Annotated in this window: 26 protein-coding genes; 18 read left to right on the top strand and 8 right to left on the bottom strand. The window is 41.4% G+C overall.

Annotated features, from left to right (window positions below):
* The first annotated feature begins 3 nt into the window (after positions 1-3).
* From thiM to ES896_RS04195, 3 genes are all read left to right on the top strand, one after another.
* Positions 4-828: a hydroxyethylthiazole kinase gene (thiM, locus tag ES896_RS04210; RefSeq protein WP_017360155.1), complete on the top strand. Its 825-nt coding sequence runs from the start codon at positions 4-6 to the stop codon at positions 826-828.
* A complete protein-coding gene (thiE, locus tag ES896_RS04205) occupies positions 815-1,504 on the top strand; it encodes a thiamine phosphate synthase (RefSeq protein ID WP_081114246.1) in 690 nt (229 codons plus the stop codon). The genes thiM and thiE overlap by 14 nt, the downstream gene beginning before the upstream one ends.
* Positions 1,505-1,818: 314 nt before the next feature.
* Positions 1,819-2,193, top strand: coding sequence for a nuclear transport factor 2 family protein (locus ES896_RS04195; RefSeq protein WP_008345523.1), 375 nt, complete (start codon positions 1,819-1,821; stop codon positions 2,191-2,193).
* Positions 2,194-2,223: 30 nt separating this feature from the next.
* Here ES896_RS04195 and ES896_RS04190 read toward each other — a convergent pair whose 3' ends face one another.
* From ES896_RS04190 to ES896_RS04180, 3 genes are all read right to left on the bottom strand, one after another.
* Entirely contained in the window at positions 2,224-3,762 is a 1,539-nt protein-coding gene (locus ES896_RS04190) for a solute symporter family protein (RefSeq protein WP_017360150.1), read from the bottom strand.
* Positions 3,759-4,073, bottom strand: coding sequence for a DUF485 domain-containing protein (locus tag ES896_RS04185; protein ID WP_017360149.1), 315 nt, complete (start codon positions 4,071-4,073; stop codon positions 3,759-3,761). Before ES896_RS04185 ends, ES896_RS04190 begins: the two co-directional genes overlap by 4 nt.
* Before the next feature lie 335 nt (positions 4,074-4,408).
* Entirely contained in the window at positions 4,409-5,080 is a 672-nt protein-coding gene (locus ES896_RS04180; RefSeq protein WP_135226450.1) for a hypothetical protein, read from the bottom strand.
* A 412-nt stretch (positions 5,081-5,492) separates the two neighbouring features.
* Between ES896_RS04180 and ES896_RS20040 the strand changes: the two genes are divergently transcribed.
* The 3 genes from ES896_RS20040 to ES896_RS04165 all read left to right on the top strand — a co-directional run bounded on the left by ES896_RS20040 (position 5,493) and on the right by ES896_RS04165 (position 7,288).
* Complete coding sequence (locus ES896_RS20040; RefSeq protein ID WP_155403686.1) at positions 5,493-5,660, top strand: hypothetical protein; 168 nt, start codon at positions 5,493-5,495, stop codon at positions 5,658-5,660.
* Positions 5,661-5,886: 226 nt separating this feature from the next.
* Positions 5,887-7,014, top strand: coding sequence for a response regulator aspartate phosphatase (locus ES896_RS04170; RefSeq protein WP_047946596.1), 1,128 nt, complete (start codon positions 5,887-5,889; stop codon positions 7,012-7,014).
* Complete coding sequence (locus ES896_RS04165) at positions 7,004-7,288, top strand: hypothetical protein (protein WP_048003004.1); 285 nt, start codon at positions 7,004-7,006, stop codon at positions 7,286-7,288. The genes ES896_RS04170 and ES896_RS04165 overlap by 11 nt, the downstream gene beginning before the upstream one ends.
* A 342-nt stretch (positions 7,289-7,630) precedes the next feature.
* On the opposite strand, the gene ES896_RS04155 is transcribed toward ES896_RS04165, so the two are convergent.
* From ES896_RS04155 to ES896_RS04145, 3 genes are all read right to left on the bottom strand, one after another.
* Entirely contained in the window at positions 7,631-8,299 is a 669-nt protein-coding gene (locus ES896_RS04155) for a glycosyltransferase family protein (RefSeq protein ID WP_046526772.1), read from the bottom strand.
* Complete coding sequence (locus ES896_RS04150; protein ID WP_057078891.1) at positions 8,292-8,981, bottom strand: class I SAM-dependent methyltransferase; 690 nt, start codon at positions 8,979-8,981, stop codon at positions 8,292-8,294. The genes ES896_RS04155 and ES896_RS04150 overlap by 8 nt, the downstream gene beginning before the upstream one ends.
* A gap of 298 nt (positions 8,982-9,279) precedes the next feature.
* Entirely contained in the window at positions 9,280-9,420 is a 141-nt protein-coding gene (locus ES896_RS04145; protein WP_008345506.1) for an anti-repressor SinI family protein, read from the bottom strand.
* A 458-nt stretch (positions 9,421-9,878) separates the two neighbouring features.
* On the opposite strand from ES896_RS04145, the gene ES896_RS04140 reads away from it, so the two are divergent.
* Together ES896_RS04140 and ES896_RS04135 are read left to right on the top strand one after the other, a co-directional pair.
* Positions 9,879-10,262, top strand: a complete 384-nt coding sequence (locus ES896_RS04140; RefSeq protein ID WP_024719496.1) for a GtrA family protein — start codon at positions 9,879-9,881, stop codon at positions 10,260-10,262.
* A gap of 26 nt (positions 10,263-10,288) precedes the next feature.
* The gene (locus ES896_RS04135; protein ID WP_008345502.1) at positions 10,289-10,546 is read left to right on the top strand and encodes a hypothetical protein; all 258 of its coding nucleotides are present in this window, start codon (positions 10,289-10,291) and stop codon (positions 10,544-10,546) included.
* A gap of 34 nt (positions 10,547-10,580) precedes the next feature.
* Here the strand turns inward: ES896_RS04135 and ES896_RS04130 are convergent, their stop codons facing one another.
* Complete coding sequence (locus tag ES896_RS04130) at positions 10,581-11,426, bottom strand: AraC family transcriptional regulator (RefSeq protein WP_007497828.1); 846 nt, start codon at positions 11,424-11,426, stop codon at positions 10,581-10,583.
* A 181-nt stretch (positions 11,427-11,607) separates the two neighbouring features.
* Between ES896_RS04130 and ES896_RS04125 the strand changes: the two genes are divergently transcribed.
* The 8 genes from ES896_RS04125 to qoxD all read left to right on the top strand — a co-directional run bounded on the left by ES896_RS04125 (position 11,608) and on the right by qoxD (position 20,876).
* Positions 11,608-12,786 carry a galactokinase gene (locus tag ES896_RS04125; protein WP_072367419.1) on the top strand — a complete coding sequence of 393 codons (1,179 nt, stop codon included), beginning with the start codon at positions 11,608-11,610 and terminating at the stop codon, positions 12,784-12,786.
* Complete coding sequence (gene galE, locus ES896_RS04120; protein WP_024719494.1) at positions 12,786-13,778, top strand: UDP-glucose 4-epimerase GalE; 993 nt, start codon at positions 12,786-12,788, stop codon at positions 13,776-13,778. Before ES896_RS04125 ends, galE begins: the two co-directional genes overlap by 1 nt.
* Positions 13,779-13,809: 31 nt before the next feature.
* Positions 13,810-15,330: a UDP-glucose--hexose-1-phosphate uridylyltransferase gene (gene galT, locus ES896_RS04115; RefSeq protein WP_135226449.1), complete on the top strand. Its 1,521-nt coding sequence runs from the start codon at positions 13,810-13,812 to the stop codon at positions 15,328-15,330.
* 7 nt (positions 15,331-15,337) lie between these two features.
* Entirely contained in the window at positions 15,338-16,420 is a 1,083-nt protein-coding gene (locus tag ES896_RS04110; RefSeq protein ID WP_008345497.1) for a M24 family metallopeptidase, read from the top strand.
* 514 nt (positions 16,421-16,934) lie between these two features.
* Complete coding sequence (gene qoxA / locus ES896_RS04105) at positions 16,935-17,891, top strand: cytochrome aa3 quinol oxidase subunit II (protein ID WP_089374137.1); 957 nt, start codon at positions 16,935-16,937, stop codon at positions 17,889-17,891.
* Positions 17,892-17,918: 27 nt separating this feature from the next.
* Entirely contained in the window at positions 17,919-19,877 is a 1,959-nt protein-coding gene (gene qoxB, locus ES896_RS04100) for a cytochrome aa3 quinol oxidase subunit I (protein WP_008345496.1), read from the top strand.
* Positions 19,877-20,494: a cytochrome aa3 quinol oxidase subunit III gene (qoxC, locus tag ES896_RS04095; protein WP_007497820.1), complete on the top strand. Its 618-nt coding sequence runs from the start codon at positions 19,877-19,879 to the stop codon at positions 20,492-20,494. The genes qoxB and qoxC overlap by 1 nt, the downstream gene beginning before the upstream one ends.
* Before the next feature lies 1 nt (position 20,495).
* Positions 20,496-20,876, top strand: a complete 381-nt coding sequence (gene qoxD, locus ES896_RS04090) for a cytochrome aa3 quinol oxidase subunit IV (protein WP_007497818.1) — start codon at positions 20,496-20,498, stop codon at positions 20,874-20,876.
* Between the two features lie 77 nt (positions 20,877-20,953).
* On the opposite strand, the gene ES896_RS04085 is transcribed toward qoxD, so the two are convergent.
* Complete coding sequence (locus ES896_RS04085; protein WP_008345491.1) at positions 20,954-21,217, bottom strand: spore morphogenesis/germination protein YwcE; 264 nt, start codon at positions 21,215-21,217, stop codon at positions 20,954-20,956.
* A 477-nt stretch (positions 21,218-21,694) separates the two neighbouring features.
* Here ES896_RS04085 and ES896_RS04080 point away from each other — a divergent pair, with 477 nt between their 5' ends.
* Complete coding sequence (locus ES896_RS04080) at positions 21,695-22,906, top strand: FtsW/RodA/SpoVE family cell cycle protein (RefSeq protein WP_008345489.1); 1,212 nt, start codon at positions 21,695-21,697, stop codon at positions 22,904-22,906.
* Between the two features lie 110 nt (positions 22,907-23,016).
* Positions 23,017-23,766 carry an oxygen-insensitive NADPH nitroreductase gene (gene nfsA, locus ES896_RS04075; RefSeq protein ID WP_008345486.1) on the top strand — a complete coding sequence of 250 codons (750 nt, stop codon included), beginning with the start codon at positions 23,017-23,019 and terminating at the stop codon, positions 23,764-23,766.
* The last annotated feature ends 20 nt before the right edge of the window (positions 23,767-23,786 follow it).

Here is a 23,786-nt window from a genome sequence, read left to right as displayed (position 1 = left end):
CAGATGAAATTAAGCTGCGTGTCTCATCTTTTGGAAAAGATTCGAGCGGAAAATCCGCTTGTCCATAATATCACCAACCAAGTTGTGACGAACTTTACAGCGAATGGACTGCTTGCTTTAGGTGCTTCTCCAGTCATGGCAAACGCCAAAGAAGAAGTGGCAGAAATGGCGCAATTAGCGGATGCACTTGTGCTGAATATCGGCACACTAACAAAGGATACAGTGGAGGCAATGGTCATTGCTGGACAAGCGGCCAATGAAAAAGGTGTACCGGTTCTATTAGATCCTGTTGGTGTTGGTGCGACAACGTTTCGGACGAGTGCGGCGAAACAGCTGTTACAGCAAGTGGACATCACTGTTGTTAGAGGGAATGCTGCTGAAATGGCTCATTTAATTGGAGTGAATGGCTGGCAGTCAAAAGGGGTTGATGCAAAAGGGGCAAATGGAGATGTATCGTCTTTAGCAAAGCAGGCGGCAAAAGCACTTCAAACCGTTGTGGCGATTACGGGGAAAGTGGATGTCGTGTCAGATGGAGAAGAGGTTCTATCTATTCATAATGGACACGAATGGTTAACCAAGGTGACAGGGACTGGCTGTTTACTCACCTCTGTCATAGGGGCATTTTGTGCAACAGGGGAACGTCCAATTCATGCGTCGGCATCAGCTCTGCTGTTTTATGGTGTCGCTGCAGAAAAGGCAGCTCAGCAGACAGATGAGAAAGGGCCAGGGACCTTTCAAATCGAATTGCTAAACGCGCTGTCCAATACAAATGGTCAAGATGTAATCACGTTAGGGAAAATAGGGGGAGTTTTGCATGACGAAGGTTGATCAGCAGCTAATCAAACAGCAATTATCGGTTTATTTTATTATGGGAACAGCGAATACAAGCCGGCATCCGCTTGATGTGGTAAAAGAGGCCATTCAAGGCGGGATCACGATGTTTCAGTTTCGTGAAAAGGGTGAAGGTGCTCTGCAAGGTGAAGAAAAGAAAAAAATCGCTCATCAGATTCAAGCACTTTGCCAAGAAGCGAATATTCCCTTTATCGTAAATGATGATGTACAGCTTGCAATCGATCTTGATGCAGATGGTGTCCATGTTGGGCAGGAAGATACACTTGCACTAGACGTACGGCAAAGGATCGGGAATAAAATATTAGGCGTGTCCACGCACAATCTAGATGAAGTGAGACAAGCGATGAAGGACGGGGCAGATTACGTTGGGATGGGTCCAGTCTATCCTACAGAAACAAAAAAGGATACACGCAGTGTCCAGGGTGTTTCTTTAATCAACGAAGTACGTCAACATGGTCTTCACATTCCCATTGTGGGTATCGGCGGTATCACATATGAAAATGCGGCACCAGTCATCCAAGCGGGAGCCGATGGCATTAGCATCATCAGCGCCATTAGCCAAAGCGCTGATCCGAAAAAAGCTGCGGAAGAACTAACATCTCTTGTCGAGTCAGAGAAAGCAGCTCTTTCATCTGTAAAAGACATGGATTAACTCATCCATGTCTCAGCGTGTAGACAAACCCTCGCATTCGGTGTCAGTCCTGCGCGCTGGTACTCACGAATGTCAAATTCGCTCCGTGAAAGTAGCTGTCCTTCCTAGACTTCAAAGGTTTTCTATCACGCTGAAAAGAAGACAAAGGGCTAAAATAAAGTTCATTTTAGCCCTTTGTCAACAATCTGAGACATGGATTAACTCATCCATATCTTTTCTTATCTACGTGAAAAATAGACAGTAGAGATACAATTGTGTACAATCTAATTGTTCGATTGTTTTCGAAATGACAGGTAAATAAAGGAGAATGAATCATGGAAGTGCTCGATACGTATTTTCGCCGATATGATGAAGCGGGAAAAGGGCAAGAGCAAATGAACGAATTGCTGGCATTGTTTTCAGATGATGTCATGATTGTCTTAAATGGTGCTGAAAAGCCTGGCATCCAAGCGTTCACACAGTTTTTGAACACATTTTTCCACGTACATGAAGACATTAAGCATATGTGGGATGGCTGGGTGAAACGTGAAGATGGGAAGTATGAAACAAACTGGGCTGTTTGCGGAAAGTTAACAGACGGTCGTGTATATACAGCAGAAGGCATTGATATTGCGGAGCTGGATGATCAAGGAAAGATCGTTTATTTAGAAAACGTCCCGAAAAACCCAGAGTTATTCCAGCGATATTAAGAAGCCGGCAGAGCAGCCGGCTTTTTCTCATCAATCTGTATCCATATGCATACCTGTGTGTGCTTTTACTTGAATTTCTGTAAAGGTGTCTTCATCTGCTTTTTCAGAGGAGAAAATGGTGCCTAAGTAAGCTGCAAGGAATCCGAGCGGGATCGAGATAATCCCAGGGTTCGATAGTGGGATAAGCGGCTCTCCTGTGAAAATGGCTGCCCCTGATGGGTCCCAGACGCTTGGGCTGAGTGACACGATCAGGAGTGCGCTCAGAAGGCCTGTTAAGCTTCCTGCGATAGCACCTGTTGAGTTAAATCGTTTCCAAAAGACAGTGAAGATAATCAACGGTAAATTCGCACTTGCTGCCACTGCGAAGGCAAGTGACACAAGAAAAGCGACGTTTAAAGATTGCGCAAATAATGCAAGAATGATGGAAAGGATGGCCACGCCGATAGAAGCAAAGCGTGCCGCCTTCACCTGTTCACGTTCACTCGCTTTCCCTTTGCGGATAATCTGGCTATAAAAGTCATGAGCAAAGGCAGACGCGGCGGATAAAACAAGACCTGTCACCACTGCCAAAATGGTCGCAAAGGCAATAGCGGAAACAAAGGCAAATAATAAATCTCCCCCTAGGGCCTGTGCAAGCAGTGGTGCTGCCATGTTTCCTGCTGCATCGGCTGCCGTAATTGCATCTGTTCCGACAAAAGCAGCGGCACCGAAGCCCAGGAAAACCGTCATTAAATAAAAAATCCCGATAATCCATGTAGCGGATAGAACAGATTTACGCGCAGAAATGGCATCCTTTACTGTATAAAAACGGATCAAAATGTGCGGCAAACCTGCTGTTCCAAGCACAAGTGCAAGGTTCAGAGACAAGGTCTCTAAAGGCACATCATATTTATTTCCCGGGTGAAGAAATGCCCCACCAAGCGGGGTCGCTGTTTTCATCTGCTCAAACATCTTCAGCAGACTAAAATCAAACTTGGCAAACACAAGCAGCGAAATAATCAGCGTGCCCAGCATGAGAAGCACAGCTTTCGTGATCTGTACCCAGCTTGTTGCGATCATGCCGCCAAACACGACATAAATGGTCATCAAGACACCTACGATCAGCACCGCAATCCAGTAATCAATGCCAAGAAGCAGTTTGATTAATGCACCTGCCCCAACAAGCTGTGCAATCATATAAAAAGTGGAAACCGTGATGGTGTTAAAAGCAGCCACGCCTCGAATAGCAGGGCGTTTGAATCGTGCAGCAATCATATCAGCCATCGTATATTTTCCTAGATTTCGAAGCGGTTCAGCCACGACATAAAGGACGACAAGATACGCTACAAGAAAACCAATACTATAGAAAAAGCCGTCAAATCCATTTAAGGCGATCATGCCGGCGATCCCTAAAAATGAAGCAGCAGACATATAGTCCCCGGCAATGGCAAGGCCGTTCTGAAACCCAGTCAGACCGCCGCCTGCGGTGTAAAAATCACTCGCATTGCTTGTTTTTTTCGCAGCAAAATACGTGATGACCAATGTGAGCCCTACGATCGCTATGAATAAAATAAAAGCGGTCATACTCATTCGTCATCACCTCTAGATTCAATTTTTAAAGCGCTTACATATTTGTCGAACTGAGCTGCTTTTTTTGCATAAAGCCCACATAAAACCCATGTCATCACAAATTGCGTGAGGGCAAATAACCAAGCCCACGTGATCGCTCCAATTGCTGGCGTGTTCAAAAAGGTGAAGTAGGATGTAGCAACCGGAAGTGAAAAGTAAAAGAGAAAAAAGAAAATCGTCATCGGTACGATAAATCTGCGTTTTTCCTCAAGAAGTTTTCGAAAATCCTTTGAAGCGGCAACCTTCTTATAATGAACGTTTTTGTCTGCCATTGTTTCCTCCTTTGTACGAATTAGGGACAAGGTACTCCAATGCATATGAGACGATCTGGTTGTTTATGACAGTATATCATAAAAAAGGCACCCGAAAAGGGTGCTTAGCCTGATCAATTGTGGATATAAATATTGGGAAAATGAAAATAAACACAAGAAGCTGGAAATCAAATATAAGATCAAAGAAAAAAACTCTGTGATATCCATTGTCACATAGTCTGTAGATTCGATTTAGCAAATGAAACATTTTAGGTCATAATGCGTTGGCATATTAACATCAAGAATTACATTACATAAACATGTAGAGAAGCAGGCTGATGGAGCCTGCTTCTCTTTTAATATTTTTTCCCAAGACGTGTCGTATGTGAAACTGTTTTAACATGCTTTTTACGCTTTGAATCTTTGTAGACAGATAGGACAAATTTGTTGTTCCAGTAACCATTTTTCGGGCTGTAGTATGTTTTGAATGTGTAATGAAAGACTTTTTGACCTGTTGATCCTGAAGCTGTAGTTACTGTTGTAGCGAGTATGGCTATTGCTTTTAGTGTCAAGACTGCGCCAGCAACAGCACCGGTCCCTGTCGGTAATGCCAAAATTGTTGTTGTCACAAGAACGACAATAGCAAGAGTAACGTTGAATTTGTTTTTATAGGTTTTTACAAGTCTCCACTGATAATCTTTGTTTGATTTTGTGTTAAATTCGTCGTCTTCACTTAATAATTCTGATCCAACTTCTTTAAATTCTTTAATGTCTACTAGTTCATTGTTAATACGGAGTTCTTCTTTTGCCCGGTCATAAGAGACGCTATCTATTTGTTCACCATTATCAATCGTTATTGTTTGAGTGCTGCCTTTCACTACAGAATTGAAAGTATGTAGTTTGCCTTCAATTTCAGTTTGATAAGATTCTTTAATTTCTTGAGGTTCTAGGGTTACTGTGGCTACGGTTTGTAATGGAATTGTTAAAAATAGCGTCAGGCCTAAAAGTCCGATTATGAACTTTTTCATTTTGGATATTTCCCCCTTGTTTTTTGTGCAATAATAAACATATGGATAAAAAATGCTTTTCTTTTAAAAAAAGTTAATTGAGGAGTGATTGATGTGTTTTGGAATTGGGTAGTAGGCATGATCGGGATAATCATAGGGGCTTGTATCTTTGCAACGGAGTTCGAAGATGCTACTTTCTTCACTCGCTTTATTTTCAAGCTTATTGCGATTTTACTTCTTGTGTTTTCAGTGGCTTTTATTAAGTGGCGGCGTAAAAAAATACAACAGCATAATAATTCATAGTGCTCCCTCCTTTTTTGACATGTTTTCATCCTATCATTGATTGATTCGCATTTGGGAATTCGTTGGAAAATTTCTTTTTGGGTTGCGGTGACCGCAATTTAGGTTCTTTTATTTGGGAGGCGAATTTATGATGACGGTAATATCAGTATTGATGATGTTAAATGGTGCTTGTTATTTTGCTGTTTATATGAAAAAACGTAAGAATAATAAAGAAAAAGAGATGGGGTATAAAGTTATTTTTGCTGTTGTTTTCTTTTTACTAAGTGTCCCATTCATCAATATGGTCATCACTGGATAATAAAGAACAGGCTAAAGAGCCTGTTTTTTTGTTATTTAAAATACATGGCGCCTATTTCAAAAACACCAATGCGATTGCGTATAAAAACCGATATGTCTTGTGCCCTACTTGCTTAAAAAGTGCTTGCGCTATGCCGAAAACTTTACATATAAATGGGTAAATAGGGTTTTATTAGGAGTTGTTGTGCTAACATTTATTAAAAATTGGTTTTCTAGGGGGATTGTAGATGGCGTCTATACCGTCTCCAGTTGTAGCGATCAAGATAAATGAATGGTATAAGCAAATAAAAAGATTCAATGTTAAAGAGGCTCAGAAGCTAAGAGAAGAGGTTAGAAAAGAAATCGATGTCATGGAAGAAGATGAACAGGCGGTTCTTTATTTTCAGTTGATGGAGTTCCGTCATCAATTGATGACAGACTATGTGCAGCCTTCTAAAGAACCACTTGAAAAATCGGATTACTTGAAAGCTGTAGAAGGACAAGGCAAGAAGATGTCAGCCATTCTTGAATACTATTTTAATTTTTTTCAAGGAATGTATGAATTTAAAAAAGGTGAGTTTATTAGAGCTATTGTGTTCTATAAGCGCGCGGAAAAGCGCCTGGAGCAAGTAGGGGATGAGTTAGAAAGAGCTGAATTTTATTACAAATTATCAGAAGTGTTTTATCACATGAAACAGACACACGTATCTATGTATTACGTTGGTCTTTCTTATGATACTTATAAGGCACATAAGAGCAATTCCCTTTATATGATTCGAGAAATTAATTGTCTAACTGTTATGGCAGGTAATTTCATTGATTTTGAATGCAGAGAAAAGGCGCTTCCTCATTTATTGTCAGCTTTAGAAAAATCTAAGGCAATGTCTAATAAGCCAATGATTGTGAAGTCATTATTTAATATTGGGTGTTGTTTTAAAGGATTAGGTGATTTTAATAGGGCACTAGCTTATTTTAATCAGGTTATTCTAGAAGGAGAGCCTATTAATGCTACAGAGTTGCTTTTGGTTTATTATGAATTATCGTTATTTCATTTGAGTCAAAAGGAATTTATTGAGGGTGAAAGATTTTTCAAAAGAGGCTGGGAAGAAGCGAAGAATAGAAAAAATGATCTATTTTTATCGTTACTGATGGTATTGGAAATTTTATTTTTAAAAACAGCAAACTTAAGTGAAGTCATGAGCTCATTGGAAAAATTAGAGAATGAGAGGGGTTATCCATACATGGAAGACCTAGCGCTCGAAGCGGCTCGGTACTATAATGAGAATGGGCGTATGGATGAATCTGTAAAAATGTATGAAAAAGTGATGTACGCCCGAAAACAAATCCAAAGGGGCGACTGTTCATATGAATTTTAAAACGGTTCTTACTGGTTTTTTGAGTGCTTCAACATTGCTAGGTGTGATCTCATTATCATCTGTCGATTTTGATGTGAATTCAAGAAATGCTACTTCTCCAGAATCCACTGATCTGACTGTAAGAAATGCTACAGGCAGTAGCGTTACTACTGAGGATTTTCCTCTTATAACTTTATCTCAACAAGATAACGATTTTGCTGTGAGGAATGGAACCCGTTCTAGTGAAAATCCTGATGTTCGTTTTGGAACCCGTGATTCTAGATTATCTACTTGATGAATCAAACAGACCTTTAGGGTCTGTCAGGCTGTCGAGAAAATCTCGACAGCTTTATTGTCCCCATTAAAACTTACATCTCCCCATTTTATAATAGAGAAAAGCATATACAACAACGGATCGGAAAGGTTATCGGTTCTACAAATCAGATCCGAAAGTATGAGCTCCGTGTCCTTTTCTTGAAAGCTGCACAAGATCTCAAAAGCACCAAAAGGCCATTTCAAGACATGTGTGGGAGGCATTTTCATTCATGCTCACCTAACATCATGACGTGGAAAATAAAAAAAGAATGTAGAAAAACATGAGTTTCTCTACATTCTGGGCACCCGAAAAGGGTGCTTTCTATCGATAATTTGCAAGAAATGTTTGTCTTGCTTTTTCATATGCTTCTGCATCAAAATGATCTCCGCATTTGTGAATACACCAGGGCTCCACTTGCCTTGCAATCCCAACCTCATATCCTTGCTGTGCAAACTCAAAAGATTGTGACACATCATAAAAATGAAAGCCGTCTAAAAGATCCTCACGCCACTTGATATCATATTGTGTTGCCATAAAAAGACCGTCAATAGCAGAAGCTTTGATATAACCTTGGGGCTCTGTCTGTGGATGACCAGATTCAAACGTCAGTAGCTGATAGGTGTCGTGCCGATATTCAATGACTTTCCCTCTGCAATCATGGCTCTCCCACCAGATTCCATTGTCTGGCACACTTTCTGCACCTATTACCCCAAGCATGCCAAGTGACGGATTTTGCAAGAAAAGTGGGATCAGCTCGAGAAGCATATGCTGTTTGACGATGAGTGTATCTTGATGAAGATAAATTTTAAACTGTGCAGGATGAGTGAGAGCTTCATTGTATCCAGAGGCCATACTTGATGCATGTCTAATGGGCAAAACCTCTACATGATACCCGTGCGGAGCAGGAAGTGAAGCGAGCTGCCGGAAGCAAGCTTGAAACATCGACTCATCATTTACACATAAAACAAATAAGATGGTGGGGCTACTCATTGAGTTGAACCGCCTCAACCACGTATTGATAGGCTGTCGCTGCCTCGTTAAAATCAAAACGGATGCCATGTTTTACGAGTAATTCATGTAGATCATTCATGACGCCCGTATAGGAAGGGTGTTGTACACGAATGGTTTCAAGCTCACGAACATGAAACCCGGCTGACTGAAAGAGGGCATGAATTTCGTGAAGGGTAAAGAAGCGTAAATGTGTTTGATCCATTAATCCTGCATCTGTATAAGAGAATCTCCCAGCCAGTAATTCTAAAACCGTTGAAATATGACCAATATTCGGAATGGAAGACAAGATGACCCCTTCCTTTTTCAGAAAAGGTTTGACCTTTTTTAAAACGGCCCAAGGGTCCAATAAATGTTCAAGAACATCTCCGAAAATGATGCAGTCAAATTGTTCATGCTGATAAGGCAGCGCCATCTGTTCAATATTGCCGCATAAAACATGATTCAGCGCTTTCTCAGCCTGCTTTGCCGCATCTTCAAAAGATTCAATTCCATATATGGTACGGTCTTGTTGTTTTAAGACTTTCCCAAGCTGACCTGTGCCGCATCCGATATCCAAGATAGACGTCCATTCCTTGCGAATACGATGGACAATCACAGGGTTCACACCGTGATAATATTGATCCTTCTTTTGATGATAATAAGATAGGGAATCTGAACTCACGCGCCACCCACCTTTCTTCTTTCTTGTGTCTTATGCTTAATATATGGGTGGGGAGCTTGGTTTTATAACGAAAATGGGCAATTTTCATGAATGACAGCTAAAAAGGGGTCATATAAAGAACAGGGAACGGACTGTCCTCCTAAAAATAGAAAGACAGAACCCCATTGAGTGGAAGGGATTGGTATGATGAGGTGTTCAATTATTGTAGCGTATCGTCATGAAAGGATGTTTAAAAGGTCAATTGACAGGTTAGAACTTTAGCCAAAGCAATCTGAAAGACAAAGGATAACGGCGTTGATTACGGTTTGTTTATCATCTTCTGATCACCGTTGGATGTTAAAAAAGCTTGTATTTCCTCGATGCCTAGTCCAATTTTTTTCGCTTCTTGAATCAAATAAACCCACTCTTCGTCAACTCTTCTTTTCACTTGCGTATCCATAATATCCTCCAGTTCAATAAGACATATTCATCTGCAACCAATGACTTGAACAAACCGTCTAGTAACTGTACGTGTATGTGAATGGAGTACAAAAATAGATTTTTGTCGAAAAATGATGACATTTAACCTATTTTGTAAAATCTATCACCTACCACGTCCCTAAAAAAATGACTAAAAAACCCATAAATATTGAATTCTTACTTCTCATAATAAACAATTGTAAAGTCAGTTAAAAGATTATAAATTAAAATAATGATAAAGACCTAAATCATTTGACTCATATAAACCCATAAGGTTGACATATGCCATTAGCGAGAACAAATTTCATCTTTACAGGACGCACATATTGTTCGTTTGGGAAGTTCTTCTTAAGATGGTATTCTAAAAGAAACAGAATTCACCAAGAAGGAATGAAGAAAGACATGTATAGCCTTTTTCAAAAGTATCAAGAAGTTGTCATGTATCTGATCATGGGTGTGTGTACAACCATTGTCAACATAGTCAGCTTCTATTTATTCGTTGAGATGTTTTCTATGGATTACAAAACAGCAACGGTTGTTTCATGGGTATTTGCTGTGCTCTTTGCTTATATCACCAATAAGAAGTATGTCTTCAAGCAAAAGGCTCGTGACACAAAAAGCCTGATGCGTGAGCTTTCTTCATTTTTTAGTGTCCGTCTCATGTCTCTAGGTGTAGATCTGGGGCTGATGATTTTATTTGTGAGCCAAATGGCGCTCAACGAAACCGTCGCAAAAATTCTTGTTAACTTTGTAATTGTCGTGGTCAATTATGTCGCCAGTAAATGGTTCGTCTTCAAGAAAACAAAAGAAGATGCGATTTAACACATGAAAAAGATAGGTGATGTGAAATGAGCAGCAGGCCAGACGAATTATATGATGCCATATATCAACAAACAGAAAAGCAGCATGAACAAGTGTTGAGGCTAGTCAAAGAAATGACCGCACATCCAGAAGCATTTTCTGAACAAGAAAAGGAAAAGATCAACCGAATGGACATTGCGCTTCAAACAGCGACGGACATTTTAGAAAATTTAATGACCCCTGATACGCAAATGACCATTGTTTTAAGACAAGGGAGAATTCGTGTTGACCTGACGAAAGCGTAAAAGAAGCAGCCAATTGAAAAGCGGCTGCTTTTTATTATGCATCGCTTGTTTCCCGGAGTTGCTTTGGAGACATGCCGATTTTCTTTCGAAAGACTTTATTCAAGTAATTCGCGTTTCGGTAGCCGCACTGTATGGCGATTTCTTCAATCGAGTATTTCGTTGTTTTCAGTAACGTTTCCGCCTTTTCTAAACGAATATTGGTTAAATAATGAATCGGTGTGAAGCCAGTTGCCTTTTTGAATTCCCTCGTAAAATGACTTTTGGATAAACGTGCCGCAGCTGCCATATCGTCAGGCCCAATCTCCTCGTGAAAATGGTGGCTTGCAAATAAGGCCGCTTGGACGATGGGCTCAGGCCATTTCTCCATTTGTCCCTCAAGCTTTGGCAAATATGAATACAGTTCCATGACAAATTGATAAGCAAGGCTAGACCCCTCAAATGGATTGGTAATCCGTCTTTCACTGGCTTCATCATAAATCTTCTTTAGCAGGCGGATCGGTTTGGAATTCGGATGAAAACGCATGACCTGCTTTCCTTGATCGATAAATTGATCAAAGCAAAGGTCACAGGCTTCCCCATAAAGTGTTAAATAGAGAAATTCCCAATGTTCACTGTCTTCTGGAAAATAGTATTGATAAGCACTGGGGCTTTTCACCAGAAAGGCCTGTCCAGGCAATACTTTGAATCGTTTCTGTCCGATTTCAATCATGCCGTGTCCAGACAGTGTGAGCTGAAAGATGCACTTGCCCTGATCCTTCCGCTCTACGCCATTCCAGCTGTATAACGAGGATGATTGAACTTCCCAGCCAACAGACCAGATTTGGGCCGGCAATGTCACATCAGAATGGTGAAAACGAAATGCAAATGCTTCCTTCTTCAAATTGGAAACCCTCCTTCACAGCAAAAAACAACCTTTTTCTATTTTGAATCATGTTACACCTCATATCACATCGTACCATTCACAGCAAAAAAAGGGTATTTTTTAACGATTTTTTTACCATTGAACTTCAGCTGATGGGGCAACTAAAATAAGATTATCAGAAGAGAAAAGGGGAATGGATATGATCGACACATTACGAGCAGCATTTCACCAGCAATTTGGAGATCAGGATGAACTCCGCTATTTTTTCGCCCCAGGCAGAGTCAATCTGATTGGTGAACACACAGATTATAATGGGGGCCATGTCTTTCCATGTGCACTCACTCTTGGTACATATGCTGCGGGAGCAAGACGATCAGATGGACGCGTCAGAATGTATTCCTTGAATTTTGAAGAAGAAGGTGTGAAAGAGTTCGACCTTTTTGAAATCGCTTTCTTAAAATCGGACGGCTGGGCGAACTATCCGAAGGGAGTATTCCAACAGTTTATCGAAGCAGGCATGGATGTGAAAGAAGGCTTTGATATTGTGTATGCTGGCAATATTCCAAATGGCGCAGGCCTGTCATCCTCTGCCTCTATTGAGCTCGTCACGGCTGTCTTGATCAATGAATGGTCGTCATTCGGCGTAACGCAAATCGACCTAGCCCTTCTTGCGCAGCGTGCTGAAAATGAGTTTATTGGCGTGAACTGCGGCATTATGGATCAATTTTCAATTAGTCTTGGAAAAAAAGGTCACGCTATTTTGCTCAATTGTGACACGCTTTCCTTTGAATACAGCCCATTTCGGCAAGAGGGTCTGGCACTTGTCATTGCCAATACAAATAAAAAACGAACACTTGCAGATTCCAAATACAATGAACGCCGTTCAGAATGTCAATCTGCTTTAAACGATCTTAGAAAAGAACGAGATATTGTGCATTTATGTGAGCTCACAGTGGATGAATTCGCTAAGCATGAACATTTGATACAAGATGAAACGTGTAGAAGACGTGCAAGACATGCCATCACGGAAAACGAGAGGACCATGAAAGCAGTAAATTTTCTGAAAGATGATAAAATGGAAGAACTAGGTGCACTCATGAAGGCATCTCACCTTTCTTTAAAGAATGATTATGAAGTCACTGGGCTTGAGCTAGATGCACTGGCTGAAGCCGCATGGCAACATCCAGGGGCGATTGGTTCTCGTATGACAGGTGCTGGCTTTGGGGGCTGTACCGTCAGCATTGTGAAAGAAGAGCTACTGGACTCATTTATAGAAGAAACAGGTGCGATTTATCAAGAAAAAACAGGCATTCAAGCCTCTTTTTACACAGCTGGAATTGGAGGCGGCGCTAGAGAATTAACGAAGGAGGAATTTTGATGGCAATTTTAGTATGTGGGGGAGCAGGTTTTATTGGCAGTCATGCGGTAGCGGCTCTTTTGGCTAAAGGAGAACAAGTGGTGATTGTGGATAATTTGCAGACAGGTCATAAAGAGGCAGTCGTAAAGGGTGCCGTATTAGAAGAAGGCGATTTAAGGGATCATGCTTTTTTAAGACGGGTTTTTCAAACGCATGACATAGAAGCGGTCATGCACTTTGCGGCAGATTCACTTGTTGGAGAAAGTGTAACAGACCCGCTGAAGTACTATGACAACAATGTCGGAGGGGCAACGGCTTTACTTCAGGTGATGAATGAATTTGATGTGAAACGCATTGTATTCTCTTCAACTGCTGCGACATATGGTGAACCAAAGCGTGTACCGATCGTTGAAACGGATGAGACGAACCCAACGAATCCTTATGGGGAAACAAAGCTCGCGATTGAGAAAATGCTGAAGTGGTCTGAGCAGGCATATGGTATTGAATATGTTGTGCTTCGTTATTTTAATGTAGCCGGTGCTCATACAGAAGGGATTGTCGGTGAAGATCATCAGCCAGAAACGCATTTAATCCCGATTATTCTACAAGTGGCTTTAGGAAAGCGTGATCAAATCATGATTTACGGTGATGATTATGAAACAGAGGATGGTACATGCATTAGAGACTACATTCATGTCATGGATTTAGTAGAGGCGCACATTCTAGCGGTTGAGCGTCTGCGTGAAGGAAAAGGAAGTGCGACGTACAACTTAGGGAACGGCACAGGTTTCTCTGTGAAGCAGGTCGTAGAAGCTGCAAGAGAAGTGACGGGGCATGCCATTCCAGCACAGGTGGCAGAAAGACGTGCGGGTGATCCAGCTAAGCTGATTGCTTCATCAGAAAAAGCGCTGAAAGAACTAGGATGGAAGCCGCAATATGCAGATCTCCACACCATCATTCAAAGTGCATGGGATTGGTTTCAGAAACATCCAGATGGCTATCAAAGTGAGTAACGTGTAGCAGGCAGGGGAGGAGACAAAGGGAATGGCGATTGATATTTTTGAGAAGCTAGAACAGCTGATTCAATACGGGATCAATAAAGAGCTAATATCACCACTAGATATGGATTATACAAGGAACCGGCTGTTAGAGGTGCTTGGTCTCGATGATGCTGAGGCAAGAACAGTCTCAGGAGACAGCGACCTTGAAGACATCTTAATGCCGATGCTCGATTGGGCAGTTGAAACAGGTCTTATTCCTGACGGGACAGATACGTATCGTGATTTATTAGATGCCAAAATCATGGGCTGCTTGGTGGCGCCTCCGAGTGTCATCTATGCAAAGTTTGAAGAGAAACGCAAGCATTGCGGACCAAAGGCAGCGACAAGCTGGTTTTATGAAATGCAGCAGCATGCCCACTATATTCATACAGGCAGAATCGCCAAAAATGTGCGGTGGTTTACAACGACAGAAGATGGTGAGCTTGAGATCACGATTAATCTATCGAAACCGGAAAAGGACCCAAAAGCGATCGCTGAAGCCAAACAGCTTAGTCAAAAGCAATATCCTCTTTGTCTCCTTTGTAAAGAAAACGTTGGGTTTGGGGGACGCATCAATCACCCAGCAAGACAGAATCACCGGATTATTCCGGTGACACTTACAAATGAGTCGTGGTTTATGCAATTCTCGCCGTATGTGTATTACAACGAACATTGTATTGTGTTCAAGGGCGAGCATGAACCAATGCAGATATCTAAAAAGACCTTCGAGCGTCTGCTTTCCTTCATATCTATATATCCGCACTATTTCATAGGATCAAATGCTGATCTTCCCATTGTTGGCGGCAGCATATTAAGTCATGACCATTTTCAAGGTGGTGCTCATGAATTTCCGATGGCGAAAGCAGAGATGGAAGAAGTGTTTTCTCTCGAAAAGTTTCCGAGGGTGAAGACGGGTATTGTGAAATGGCCGATGTCAGTGATTAGGCTTCAAAGCAGCGACCAGCAGACACTTGCGGAGGTAGCGGATTTTATATTACATGAGTGGAAAATGTATTCAGATCCAGAAGCGGGGCTGTTCTCTCATACAGGAGAGACCCCGCACAATACCATTACACCAATTGCACGCCGTCATGGGGATGAGTACGAATTAGATCTCGTGCTACGAAATAATCGTACAGACAAGCAGCACCCAGGCGGAATCTTCCATCCGCACAAAGAAGTTCATCATATTAAAAAAGAGAATATCGGTTTAATTGAGGTCATGGGTCTCGCCGTCCTTCCTGGAAGATTAGCAGAGGAATTAAGCCAGCTAAAAGCGGCGCTGCTATCCAAAAACCCTCTTGAAGAAATCAAAGCCTGTCCGCCTATCATGAAGCACGAGTCATGGGCAGAGCGTCTGATCGAAGAGAATACCTTTACGAAGGACAACGTAGAAACCATTTTACAAAAAGAAATCGGCCTCATTTTTTCTCGTATACTCGCGCAGGCGGGTGTGTTTAAAAGAACAGAGCAAGGGAAAACAGCATTTAAACGTTTCGTTCAAACACTCCATACAGGCAGGTGATGAGTTGATGATTGAACAGGTAAGAACTTTAATGGAAGAAAAACAACTCGATGGTGTTCTGATTCAAAAGCGTAATAACTTTTCTTGGCTTACAGGAGGAAGAAGAAACCACATTGTGTTAAACACGCCAGAGGGCGTTTGTCAGCTACTTGTGTTGAAAGACGACATTGTTCTAGTTGTGAATCAAATGGAAGAAAAACGAATCATTGAAGAAGAAATGGCGTATTTTGACCATCCCTTTCAAGTCGTCACAATGGATTGGTTTGAGGATGAGACTCCTTACATTCAAACACTCATAAAAGACAAACGAATCGGTGCGGATATTCACATGGAAGGAGTGGAATGGATCGAACCCGATTTGTCTCGTGTTCGATCAATCCTTTCAGCACCACAGCTCAGCCAATACGAAACCCTTTGTCATGACACAGCTGTTATTGTAGAAAGTGTCTGTCAAGAAATCGTTCCAGGACAGACGGAGCATGAAATTGCTTCGCTTGTTGCTCAAAGAGCGATCGGGCAGGGGATGACGATAGAAGTGCTACTCGTGGCGACAGATGACCGGATTCATCAATATCGCCACCCGATCCCAACAGAAAAAGCACTTCAAAAGCATGCACTGGTTGTCCTTTGTGCTGAACGGCATGGACTCGTGGCAAATGTCACAAGATCCGTTTACTTTGGACAGCTACCAAAGGAGCTTGAAGAAAACAAGGAAAGGCTTGCGCGAATTGACACGGTCATGAATGCAGCCACTCGTCCAGGGAACACCATTGGAGATGTATTGAAGGCAGGCATTGCTCAATATGAAAAAGAAGGATTTCCTGATAGCTGGAAAAAGCTTCACCAAGGAGGGAAGACTGGATTTGTGTCTAGAGAGATCATTGCAGTTCCTTCATCCGTGGAAGAGATCCAGCTTCATCAAGTATTCACTTGGAATCCTTCCTTACCAGGATTGAAATCAGAGGATACGATGGTCGTAGAGAAAGAGGGGAATCGCTTTTTAACCTATACAGGCAAGTGGACGTATATAGACATAGAACATGAAGGAAGCATCTATAGGCGACCAGACATTTTGGTGAGAGATGAATAAATGAGAAACCGGCGATGAGCCGGTTTTTTGCTGGAAGTCTTTAGTGAGTTTCCACTCATTTATCACCATTACCAATCATTACAGCGCATAGGCGAGCGATCGATACTTTCTTTTCTTGTCGACTTGCGTTAAAATGAGTAAGGTTTTTGTTAAATATGGGGATACCTATTTCGGAATTGTTTACCTAGATAAAATTTCATAAAGTTAAATTGAAATTTGACCAAACTTTTTTATTGTGGTAAACCTAAATTTGACAAAGTTCTTGATTGTATGTCCTTTGCCTTCAACTCTCAACTTTTCAAAATCCTAGAAATTTATTGTGTGTGCAATAATATATATTTATGTCGAATTTATGACATTTTAATAGAAATCTGTTGAAAAATAAATGAACTTTTGAAAAAAGGGAAGCTAACTCCAACAGATTTTGATAGCATTACAAAGGGAAGAAAAGTTTTCGAAGGCAGATGGCTTTTCACAATTATTCAGCAATTTATACATTATTTAAGGAAGGATGGTGATCTTCTTGTTCAGAGCCATTAAACCTATGCTTTTATTAGCGATGCTCGTGAGTGTTTTTGTATTAGGAGGTTGCAGCAATATCGCTGTTTTAGATCCTAAAGGACCAGTCGCAGCACAACAAAAAGACTTAATCCTTTTATCTATTGGATTCATGCTCTTTATCGTTGGTGCGGTATTTGTACTGTTTACCATCATTTTGGTTAAATACCGTGAGCGTAAGGACGTTGGAAACGCCTCTTATAACCCAGAACTACACGGGAATACGCTTCTAGAAGTTGTCTGGACAGTGATCCCAATATTAATCGTTGCTGCCCTTTCAGTTCCAACTGTAAAAACCATTTACTCTTTGGAAGAGGCGCCTCAAGCAACAAGTCATAAAGATCCACTTGTCGTTTATGCTACAGCAGTTGATTGGAAATGGATCTTCAGCTATCCAGAGGAAAATATTGAAACAGTGAACTACTTAAACATTCCAAAAGATCAGCCGGTTTTATTTAAAATCACTTCTGCTGATACAATGGCATCACTATGGATTCCTCAGCTAGGCGGGGAGAAGTATGCGATGGCTGGAATGGAAATGGAACAATATCTTCAAGCTGATGAAGTAGGCACATATGAAGGAAGAAACGCCAACTTCACAGGCGAAGGCTTTGCTCAGCAAAAATTCAAAGTCAATGCGATGACGCAGTCTGACTATGATAAATGGGTAAATAAAACGAAAAAAGAAGCACCAAAGTTAACGAAGAAAACGTATGACTACTTGATGCTTCCTGATGCTGCAGATGTGCAGACATTCTCATCAACACATTTATCTTTTGCGAAGCACGGAGAGGATTCTGAATATGCACTCCAAGCACGCAAACGTTTAGGTTACCAATCAGTTTCTCCGCATTCCAAGACAGATCCTTTCGAGAATGTGAAGAACTATAAAAGAAAACTAGAAAACGAATAAACTGACTAAGGAAAGGAGGAGGCCGTTATGCATTTAAAATGGGATGAGTTTTTTGTAACTGGAGACCCATTAATTCTTGGTGCGCAAATTTCTATCGCTCTTACTTCCATTGCCATTGTGTTTGTTTTAACCTACTTCAAAAAGTGGAAATGGCTCTGGAAAGAATGGCTGACATCAGTTGATCATAAAAAGCTTGGAATCATGTATATCCTTGCTGCTGTGATTATGTTCTTCCGCGGTGGGGTAGACGGACTGATGATGCGCGCGCAGCTGGCGCTTCCTAATAATACGTTTTTAGATTCAAACCACTATAATGAAATTTTCACAACGCATGGTACGATCATGATTTTATTCATGGCGATGCCATTCTTAATTGGTTTAATCAACGTCGTGGTTCCTCTTCAAATTGGTGCACGTGACGTTGCATTCCCGTATTTGAACAACTTGAGCTTCTGGACATTTATGGTCGGAGCAATGCTGTTCAACATTTCCTTCGTTATTGGAGGATCACCAAGTGCAGGCTGGACGAGTTACATGCCGCTCGCCGGAAATGATTTCTCACCAGGACCTGGACAGAACTACTACTTGCTCGGGCTCCAAATTGCAGGTATTGGTACACTAATGACAGGTATTAACTTCATGGTGACCATCTTAAAAATGCGTACCAAAGGTATGACGCTTATGCGTATGCCGATGTTTACATGGACAACATTGATCACGTCTGTCATTATCGTTTTCGCATTCCCTGTTTTAACAGTTGCTTTAGCACTTATGACATTCGATCGTTTATTCGGTTCAGCATTCTTTACACTCGAAGCGGGCGGTATGCCAATGCTTTGGGCGAACCTTTTCTGGATTTGGGGACATCCTGAGGTATATATCGTTATCCTGCCGGCTTTCGGTATTTTCTCAGAAATCTTTGCGACGTTCTCAAGAAAGCAGTTGTTTGGTTACAAAGCGATGGTTGTATCGATTGTGGCAATCTCTGTTCTTAGTTTCCTTGTGTGGGTTCACCACTTCTTTACAATGGGGAACAGTGCAGCGGTTAACTCATTCTTCTCGATTACAACAATGGCGATTTCTGTACCAACAGGTGTGAAAATCTTTAACTGGCTCTTTACAATGTATCGAGGCCGTATCAGTTTTACATCCCCAATGCTTTGGGCACTTGGTTTCATCCCGAACTTCGTAATCGGTGGTGTGACTGGGGTTATGCTTGCGATGGCAGCTGCGGATTACCAGTACCATAATACGTACTTCCTTGTATCCCACTTCCACTATGTATTAATCGCAGGTACTGTATTTGCTTGTTTTGCAGGTCTTGTTTTCTGGTATCCGAAAATGTTTGGTTACAAGTTAAACGAACGAATCGGCAAATGGTTCTTCTGGGTATTCATGATCGGATTTAACATCTGTTTCTTCCCGCAGTACTTCTTAGGACTGCAAGGAATGCCAAGACGTATTTATACGTATGGACCAGAAGATGGCTGGACTGCACTAAACTTTATTTCAACAATTGGTGCATTCATGATGGGTATCGGATTCATCATCCTTTGCTATAACATTTACTACAGCTGGAGACACGCGAAACGTGAAGTGTCTGGAGACAGCTGGGGAGAAGGACGTACGCTTGACTGGGCGACATCTTCTGCAATTCCGCCGCATTATAACTTTGCAGCACTTCCAGAAGTGACGTCACCAGATGCATTCCATCATTGGAAGCAAAACAATGTAGACGTTCATCCTGAAAAAGAATTCAAGAAAATTCACATGCCGCACAATTCAGGCAGACCGCTTATCATGTCTGCATTCTTCGGACTTGGTGCATTCGGTCTTGTATTTGAATGGTACTGGATTGGCGTTATCGGCTTAATCGGTGTATTCGCAACAATGATTTTACGTTCATTTGAATATGACGATGGCTACTATATTCCTGTTGAAGAAGTGATTGAAACAGAGAAAAAGAATAAGGAGGCGCAGAAGTAATGGGACATAATGATAGCAGCTATGCAAATGCACCGCTTGAATATCAGTCTGAAACAGGACGTTTAAACATCCTTGGTTTCTGGATATTCCTTGGCGCGGAAATCGTGTTATTCTCAACACTTTTTGCGACCTACTTTGTTCTTCATGGCAGAACAGCTGGCGGCGTTTTGCCAGCTGAGCTATTTGATATGAAGCTTGTATTGATCATGACATTCCTGCTATTGGTGAGTTCATTTACATGCGGGATTGCGGTTCATGAAATGCGCCGTGGAAGTACAAAAGGGGTTGTCATTTGGACGATTCTGACACTGCTTCTAGGTGCAGGCTTCGTTGGTTTTGAGATTTTCGAATTCTTCCATTATGTACATGAGGGTGCGAGCATCCATACAAGTGCATACTGGTCTGCATTCTTTGTTCTTTTAGGAACTCACGGATTACACGTATCCATCGGTATCTTCTGGATTACGGGCGTCTTGTTCCAAATTAAAAAACGTGGATTAACACCACAAACAGCAGCGAAGATCTTTATCTCAAGTCTATACTGGCATTTCCTTGATGTTGTATGGATTTTCATCTTCACAGCTGTGTACTTGATCGGATTAGGGGGGCTTTTGTGATATGGCTGGAAAAACACATTCCTCAGCAGAGCACGAACACTTCCCTTGGAAACACGTAGTCGGCTTCATTCTCTCCATTGTGCTAACCATCTTAGCATTCTGGATTGCCATCGGAGCTGAAATTGGCAGTTCTGCAAAACTATGGATTATCTTTGGTTTTGCCTTCATTCAAGCATTCTTGCAACTGTTCATGTTCATGCACATGACAGAGAGTGAGAACGGGACTGTTCAAGTCGGAAATACTTTGTTTGGTCTGTTCTGTGCGATCATTTTCGTCATCGGGTCTGTTTGGATCTTCGCGGCTCACTACAGCCACGGAGAGAACAGCAAAGACGGTTATTCACCATCTGCGCCAAAGCAGTCTGAGCATTCAGAGAAATAATAAAAAACCACTCATCTTTCATAGGTGAGTGGTTTTTATGCTGATTGTGATAACGCTTCCAATTGATGATGAGATATCTATCTGCTGCTGAATCTTTTGCGAATGAATGGAAGTCCATAGATGAGGAAAGCTGCAATGTGAGCCAGAATCACGTTAATGGCAAAGAATGCGATCATGAAGGTATGTCCTGCTGGAGATAAACTGCTTGTCATGTAAAGACCGAAGAAAATCCACATAATCATGATGGGTGGAATAGATGCTAATGCAATCTTTCTGTTTTCCAACCATAAAAACAGGGGTGTAGCTGTTGCAATACATAGGTACGCAAAGAACATATCCATCGTATCCAACTCCTTTGTAAGTTGATGTTCAATTCAAATGAGAGGTCAGGATGCAATTGTGTCTGTTTTTAGGAGATATTGTGAACATTTTGTTACAAATATTATACCACAATTGACTTTGAAGTAAACTTAATAATTGGAAAATGGGCCTTATTCCGCAGAAATTGTTTTTTTTTCTTATACCTCAGTTAAGCTTATGCTGGCAAGATGTTCACCTTTCATATCGCCACATAAGTCATTGAATTTTCCCCTTAAAATCTGTAAAATAATCTTTTTAAAGGACTTATGATCGGTTGTCATGATAGAGTGGAAAGGAATTTTTTCCTATTGTTAGGATGAAAAGTATTTCATTTTTTGAAATTAGAATGGAACCTTTCAGGTGTCACTTCCGTCATATTTAAGGTGAGTTGCTTTTGTGAAAATTTCAATCTAATATAAATAAGGGCTTTTATGTTTTGTAATAAGGGTGGTTAGTTCATGAACAAGCAGAATACATCTCCTTACTATCAGGGAGATTTGATTTTTATATTTTTAGCCTTCTTTGCCATCAGTGTCATCGCTATTTATGCTGCGGGACAGTTTGGGCAATATGGATCTAATGCATGGACCAGACAGATCATTTACTACATGGTCGGGGTCATCTGTATTGTGGCTATTAATTACTTCGATCTGGAACAATTAGAAAAGTTGAGCTTATATATTTTTATAGGCGGCATTATGCTCTTAATTCTTTTAAAAATTGCTCCTGCACAAATTGCAGGTCATGATTTTGCTCCAATTAAAAATGGTGCAAAAAGTTGGTTTGTGTTACCGGGAATTGGAACATTTCAGCCTTCAGAGTTCATGAAAATTGGTTTGATTATGATGCTCGCCTCTGTCATTGGGAAGGCAACCCCAAGAGGAAAACGAACATTAGAAGATGATATTTTCCTACTATTAAAAATTGCCGGCGTGGCTGCTGTACCAGTCGGACTCATCTTTTTGCAAGATGCAGGTACGGCTGCGGTATGTATGTTTATTGTCGTTGTCATGGTCTTTTTATCAGGGGTCAACTGGAAATTGATCTCTCTCATCGGTTCAGTGGTTGTGCTCTTAGTTGCCGCTGTGTTAGCCGTGATTATTCTATTCCCTGATTTCGCACAAAAGATCGGAATTCAGCAGTATCAGATCAACCGGATTACCGCTTGGCTGCCTGATAGTTCTTCGACAGCCAACCAAGCCCAGACACAGGATGCATCTGGATCGGATAAATATCAAGTCGAGCAAGCCATTATGGCAATTGGGGCAGGACAAATTTTCGGGAACGGTGTTAAAAATTTAAAAGTATATGTTCCAGAAGCTCAGACAGATATGATTTTCTCTATCATAGGGGAAGCCTTTGGTTTTGTCGGCTGCGCATTTGTGGTGATCATGTTCTTCTTCCTGATTTACAGGCTTGTTGTGCTGATTGACCGTATCCATCCTTATAGCCGGTTTGCGTCATTTTTCTGTGTAGGATATACAGCATTGATTGTCATCCATACATTCCAGAACATTGGCATGAACATAGGCGTCATGCCTGTAACGGGGATACCACTCTTATTCATCAGCTTCGGGGGAAGCTCTGTTTTATCTGTTCTGATTGGATTTGGTATCGCCTATAATGCAAGTGTTCAGTTAACGAAATATCAAAGTTATTTATTTAAATAAAACGGGTAAAGGGCAGTCTAAGCGTAGGCTGCCTTTTTGGTGTGAGTTCTAACTTTTGAAAAGCAATGTTCATTTGACTTATGATAGTAGGAGTGAAGGAGGTCTTCGAATTGAATAAAACGATAGAAACCATCTTAAATCATCGGTCCATCCGTTCGTTTACAGATGAGCGTCTGACAGACGAAGAAGTGCTGACACTTATCAAAAGTGCACAGGCTGCTTCGACATCAAGCTATGTACAGGCGTATAGTATCATTGGTGTAACAGATCAGGAGAAGAAGGCGAAGCTTGCTGAACTGGCTGGAAATCAGCCATACGTTGAGAAGAATGGGCATTTCTTTGTTTTCTGTGCGGACTTGAAACGCCACGACTATATCGCAAAAAAAGCAGGAAAAAACCATCAAGAAGCGCTTGAGAATACAGAAGCCTTTCTTATCAGTGTGATTGATGCGGCGCTCGCTGCGCAAAATGTCAGTGTCGCCGCAGAATCTATGGGACTTGGCATCTGCTATATCGGCGGACTGCGTAATCAGCTGAAGGAAGTATCAGAATTACTTGAAACGCCTTCCTATGTGCTGCCGCTATTCGGTCTGGCCATAGGACATCCTGCCAATCCATCATCTCAAAAGGAACGGCTACCCGTTGAGCTGATCTACCATGAAAACACATATCAGCAAGACGAAGCTCATGTGGATCGTTATTTAAAAGAATACGATGATCGTATTTCATCATATTATGAAGAACGAACAAACGGTGAGAGAAAAGATACATGGTCTGAGCAAATGCTTCGAGGCTTTAGCCAGCCAAAACGTGCCTTCCTCGGAGATTTTGTGAAAGAGAAGGGCTTTAATCGAAAATAAATCAGGAAATCCCCCTTTCG

The organism is Bacillus sp. 005/A4HT-01/001 (genome assembly GCF_004634445.1).
GTDB lineage: Bacteria > Bacillota > Bacilli > Bacillales > Bacillaceae > Bacillus > Bacillus altitudinis.
This window is presented reverse-complemented; position numbering and strand designations above follow the sequence as displayed.

Coding starts and splice junctions, on each gene's coding strand:
- ES896_RS04125 (WP_072367419.1), top strand. CDS start 11,608: ATGATCGACACATTACGAGCAGCATTTCACCAGCAATTTGGAGATCAG.
- ES896_RS20040 (WP_155403686.1), top strand. CDS start 5,493: ATGACGGTAATATCAGTATTGATGATGTTAAATGGTGCTTGTTATTTT.
- ES896_RS04085 (WP_008345491.1), bottom strand. CDS start 21,217: ATGGATATGTTCTTTGCGTACCTATGTATTGCAACAGCTACACCCCTG.
- ES896_RS04135 (WP_008345502.1), top strand. CDS start 10,289: ATGAGCAGCAGGCCAGACGAATTATATGATGCCATATATCAACAAACA.
- ES896_RS04165 (WP_048003004.1), top strand. CDS start 7,004: ATGAATTTTAAAACGGTTCTTACTGGTTTTTTGAGTGCTTCAACATTG.
- qoxD (WP_007497818.1), top strand. CDS start 20,496: ATGGCTGGAAAAACACATTCCTCAGCAGAGCACGAACACTTCCCTTGG.
- thiE (WP_081114246.1), top strand. CDS start 815: ATGACGAAGGTTGATCAGCAGCTAATCAAACAGCAATTATCGGTTTAT.
- ES896_RS04110 (WP_008345497.1), top strand. CDS start 15,338: ATGATTGAACAGGTAAGAACTTTAATGGAAGAAAAACAACTCGATGGT.
- ES896_RS04155 (WP_046526772.1), bottom strand. CDS start 8,299: ATGAGTAGCCCCACCATCTTATTTGTTTTATGTGTAAATGATGAGTCG.
- ES896_RS04170 (WP_047946596.1), top strand. CDS start 5,887: ATGGCGTCTATACCGTCTCCAGTTGTAGCGATCAAGATAAATGAATGG.
- ES896_RS04190 (WP_017360150.1), bottom strand. CDS start 3,762: ATGAGTATGACCGCTTTTATTTTATTCATAGCGATCGTAGGGCTCACA.
- ES896_RS04185 (WP_017360149.1), bottom strand. CDS start 4,073: ATGGCAGACAAAAACGTTCATTATAAGAAGGTTGCCGCTTCAAAGGAT.
- thiM (WP_017360155.1), top strand. CDS start 4: ATGAAATTAAGCTGCGTGTCTCATCTTTTGGAAAAGATTCGAGCGGAA.
- ES896_RS04195 (WP_008345523.1), top strand. CDS start 1,819: ATGGAAGTGCTCGATACGTATTTTCGCCGATATGATGAAGCGGGAAAA.
- galT (WP_135226449.1), top strand. CDS start 13,810: ATGGCGATTGATATTTTTGAGAAGCTAGAACAGCTGATTCAATACGGG.
- ES896_RS04140 (WP_024719496.1), top strand. CDS start 9,879: ATGTATCTGATCATGGGTGTGTGTACAACCATTGTCAACATAGTCAGC.
- qoxC (WP_007497820.1), top strand. CDS start 19,877: ATGGGACATAATGATAGCAGCTATGCAAATGCACCGCTTGAATATCAG.
- ES896_RS04145 (WP_008345506.1), bottom strand. CDS start 9,420: ATGGATACGCAAGTGAAAAGAAGAGTTGACGAAGAGTGGGTTTATTTG.
- ES896_RS04080 (WP_008345489.1), top strand. CDS start 21,695: ATGAACAAGCAGAATACATCTCCTTACTATCAGGGAGATTTGATTTTT.
- ES896_RS04180 (WP_135226450.1), bottom strand. CDS start 5,080: ATGAAAAAGTTCATAATCGGACTTTTAGGCCTGACGCTATTTTTAACA.
- galE (WP_024719494.1), top strand. CDS start 12,786: ATGGCAATTTTAGTATGTGGGGGAGCAGGTTTTATTGGCAGTCATGCG.
- qoxB (WP_008345496.1), top strand. CDS start 17,919: ATGCATTTAAAATGGGATGAGTTTTTTGTAACTGGAGACCCATTAATT.